The organism is Hymenobacter lapidiphilus, assembly GCF_003417065.2.
Taxonomy (GTDB): domain Bacteria; phylum Bacteroidota; class Bacteroidia; order Cytophagales; family Hymenobacteraceae; genus Hymenobacter.
Genome location: NZ_QVLT01000061.1, coordinates 1 through 3,877 on the forward strand (window position 1 = coordinate 1; position 3,877 = coordinate 3,877).

The following is a 3,877-nucleotide window of genomic DNA, read 5'->3' on the forward strand; positions in this document are numbered from 1 at the left end:
GGGCGCGGCGGGGGGCGCGGCAGCCAGGGCGGCGGCAACAGCGGCAACGCGGGCGACTTTCTGGTGAACCAGCAGGGCGGCATCAGTAAAACCCACGCGCTGGGCCTGAACTACTCCAATACCTGGGGCACCAAAACCGACGTGCAGGGCAGCTACTTCTTCAACCTGAGCGATAACACCAGCGCCACCAGCCTGTTGCGCCGCTACGTGCCCACCACCACCCAGCCCCAGGATTTGCGCTACGCCGAGGACTCGCGCGCCAGCAGCCGCAATATCAACAACCGCTTCAACCTGCGCCTCGACCATAAATTCGACTCGCTGAACTCGCTACTGTGGCGCCCCAGCTTCTCGATGCAGCGCAACACCGGCAACAGCCTGCTTGATGGCAGCACATTTGTGGCCGCGCCCGATGGGGCCGGCGCCACCACGGCCCAAGGGGCCAACGCCAGTTCCTACCGCTCGGCCCTCACCGGCATTTCGGGCAGCAGCCAGCTGTTGTACCGCCGCCGGTTTGCCCTGCGGGGCCGCACTTTCTCGGCGGGTTTCAATGCGGGCTACAACGACAACCGGGGCGACAATAACCTGCTTTCGAGCACTACCTTCTACCGCCAGCAGCAGCCGGTTACCAGCACGCTCAACCAGTTTTCGGAGCTGACCCAGACGGGCTGGAACTGGCGCGGCAGCCTTGACTACACCGAGCCACTGGGCCAGAACGGGGCCGTGCAGGTGGAGTACGATATCGCCTACACACCCAACAAATCGGACAAGCGGACCTACGATTTTGTGCCCGGCGAGCAGCAGTACAGCCGCCTCAACGACACGCTCAGCTCGGTGTTCCAGAGCAGCTACCTCACCAACTCGGGCGAGCTGAGCTACCGCTACCAGAACAAGGAGTTGCAGTGGTCGGTGGGCGCCGAGCTGCAGCACGCCCGCCTGAACAGCGACCAGGAGTTCCCGCGGCCCGGCGACACCCGTCGCACCTTCCTCAACCTGCTGCCCAACGCCCGATTCCGCTACAACTTCTCGAAGCAGCAGAACCTGCGCATTAACTACCGCACAAGCACCAACGCGCCCTCGGTAAGCCAGCTGCAGGAAGTGGTGAACAATGCCAACCCGCTGCAGCTGACGACCGGCAACCCCAACCTGCGCCAGGAATCCCGCCAGAATCTGTTCGTGCGCTACTCGTCGGCGGTGCCCGAAAAGTCGCGCTCGTTCTTCGCTTTCTTGGGCGGCAGCTACGTGAGCAACTACATCACCAACAACACGATATACGCCAGCGGCGAGCCACTGACTGTGGACGGCATCGTGATTCCGGCCGGCGGCCAGCTAACCCGGCCCGTCAACCTGAACCAGCAGTACTCGGTGCGCAGCTTTGCCAACTACAGCCAGCCACTGGCCCTGATTAAGTCGAACCTGAGTTTGAATGCCGGCGTCAACTACGCCCAGACGCCGGGCCTGGTGTTCGGGGAGTTGAACTACAACCGCACGCCCTCGGCCAGCCTGGGTGCCAGCCTGAGCAGCAACATCAGCACCGAAGTGGACTTCACGCTTGCCTCGAACTCCAGCCAGAGCTGGGTGCGCAACAGCCTGCAGCCGCAGCTTAACAACCGCTTTTTCAGCCAGAACACCAGCCTGCGCCTGAGCTGGATTATTGCCAAGGGCATCACGTTGAAGTCCGATGTCAACCACCGGCTGTATTCGGGCCTGGAGGCGGGCTTCAACCAGAACTTCGTGCTCTGGAATGCCTCGTTGGGCAAGAAAATATTTGCCAATCAGCAGGGCGAAATCCAGGTGTTTGCCCTCGATTTGCTGGGCCAGAATAACAGCATCCAGCGCAATATTGCCGCCGCCTACACGGAGGATGTGCAAACTAATATCCTGCAGCGCTACTTCCTGCTGAGCTTCACCTACAACATCCGCAGCTTTGGCAGCGGCGCGAGCGGCGGGGCCGACCGCGAAGGCCGTGACAATGGCGACGGGCAGCGGCCCCGCGGCGGCCGGCCAGAGGGCGGCGGTGGCCGGCCGGGTGGGTTTTAGCCCGTCGGGCGTTGCGCCTAGCCCCCTCTCCGAAAAAGGAGAGGGAGAACTAATTTTTAGCTATTTAGTGCCAGAGCAACCACAATTAAGCTACCAGCTAGAGCTGGTCTCCCCTCTCCTTTTTCGGAGAGGGGGCCAGGGGGTGAGGCGCCCGTGAGGACGAACCAGAAAACGGAGCCGCTGATTTTTGCGCTATTTTGCGGGCCGACGAGGTGGGTTTGGCCCTTAATGCCGGCCGCTGTACCTCTGGCTTGCTGCTTATGAAACGCGTTTACCTGCTGCTACTATTACTGCTCCCACTGCTGGGAATGGCCCAAACCGTGCCCGTCCCTGCCAACCTGCTGCTGGGCAACCTGCGCCTGCGCCTCACCCCTGGCGGCCAGGCGGCCGTGCAGCAAAAGGTGGACGCCCTGCGCCGCCACCCGGCCTCGTTCCAGGCCAAGGTGGTGCTGGCCGATGCCTATTTCCCGCTCATCGACCGGGTGTTTCAGCAGGAAGGCCTGCCGCTGGATTTTCGGTACTTGGCCATCCACGAAAGCGGCCTGCAGGGCAATGCCCAAAGCATCAGCGACGCCATCGGTTACTGGCAGTTCAAGCGGGAGGCGGCCCTGGATTTTGGGCTGCTGATGAACGAATCGGTGGATGAGCGCAAGCACATTGTGGCCTCCTCGAAGGCCGCGGCTCAGTACCTGCTGCGCAACAACAAAACGTTTCATAACTGGATTAACTCCCTTATCAGCTACAACCTGGGCCTGACCGGGGCCAAGCCCTACACGCTGCCCACCGATTACGATGCCACCGAAATGGAAATTACGGAGCGCACCAACGGCTATGTACTCACGTTTCTGGCCCACAAAGTGGCTTTCGAGCCAGCCCTGAACCTGAATCCGCGGCCGCCGCTGCTGTTCCAGGAGTTTCCGGCGCCGGCCGGGCAGTCGCTGGCCCTGCTGGCCACTAGCCTGCGCCAGAACCCCGAGGAGCTGGCCAAGCACAACCGCTGGCTGCTGGCCCCCACCGTGCCCACTGACCGCGTGTACACTGTGCTGGTGCCCATTTCCGACCCCGCCCAGCTGACGCTGCTGGCCGCCCAACAGAAGTCGGCCGCCGCCACCCAGCTGCTCAACCCGCCCACTGCCGACCCCGAAAACGCCGAACTGGTGCGCGTAAACGGCCTGCGGGCGCTGATTGCGCTGCCCGGCGACACCAAGGAAAGCCTGGCCCGCCGCGGCAACCTCAAACTCCGGCGCTTCCTCAAGTACAACGACCTGTTCGCCTTCGACCAGATTGTACCCGGCCAGCCCTACTTTCTGCAGAAGAAGCGCGACAAAGGCGCCGTGGAGTACCACGTAGCCCAACTCGGCGAGAGCGTGCTGACGGTGTCGCAGAAGTATGGGCTGCGGGCCAAGGCTATCTGGCAGAAGAACCGCATGGCCCGCAACGAGGAGCTGCGCCCCGGCCGGGTACTATGGCTGCAGCACACGCGCCCCAAAGCCACGCCCGTCGAGTTCGTGGATAGCCAAAACCGCGCCGCCCTGGCCGCCTTCGAGCAGCCCGTAAGCAGCCCGGCCTCCACGCCCGCCAAGAAACGCACCAACGACGACTCGGAGCCCTACCGGGGCAGCACCGCCCGTGCCACCCGGACGCTGGAAGATGCCGTGGAAGACGATTCGGCCACCGCCGAGACCGACAAGCAAATGGAGAGCGTGAACGAGCAGCCCGCTACCTCAGCTCCTGCCCCGACTCCCGCCGCTCCAGCCGCTGCGCCGGTACCCGCCCCCGCAACGCCGGCTCCTGTTCCGGCTGCCGCGCCGGCCTCGTCGCTGCCGCCACGCCGGCCGCT

General features: G+C 63.6%; 2 protein-coding genes. Both read left to right on the forward strand.

All coding sequences use genetic code 11. The features are described from left to right. Positions 1–2,037 (forward strand): outer membrane beta-barrel protein (locus D0N36_RS19140; RefSeq protein WP_116943417.1); only part of this gene is annotated, 2,037 nt, incomplete at its 5' end. A 260-nt stretch (positions 2,038–2,297) separates the two neighbouring features. Beyond that, on the forward strand, positions 2,298–3,877 hold a 1,580-nt coding region (locus D0N36_RS19145; protein WP_147320989.1), incomplete at its 3' end, for a lytic transglycosylase domain-containing protein.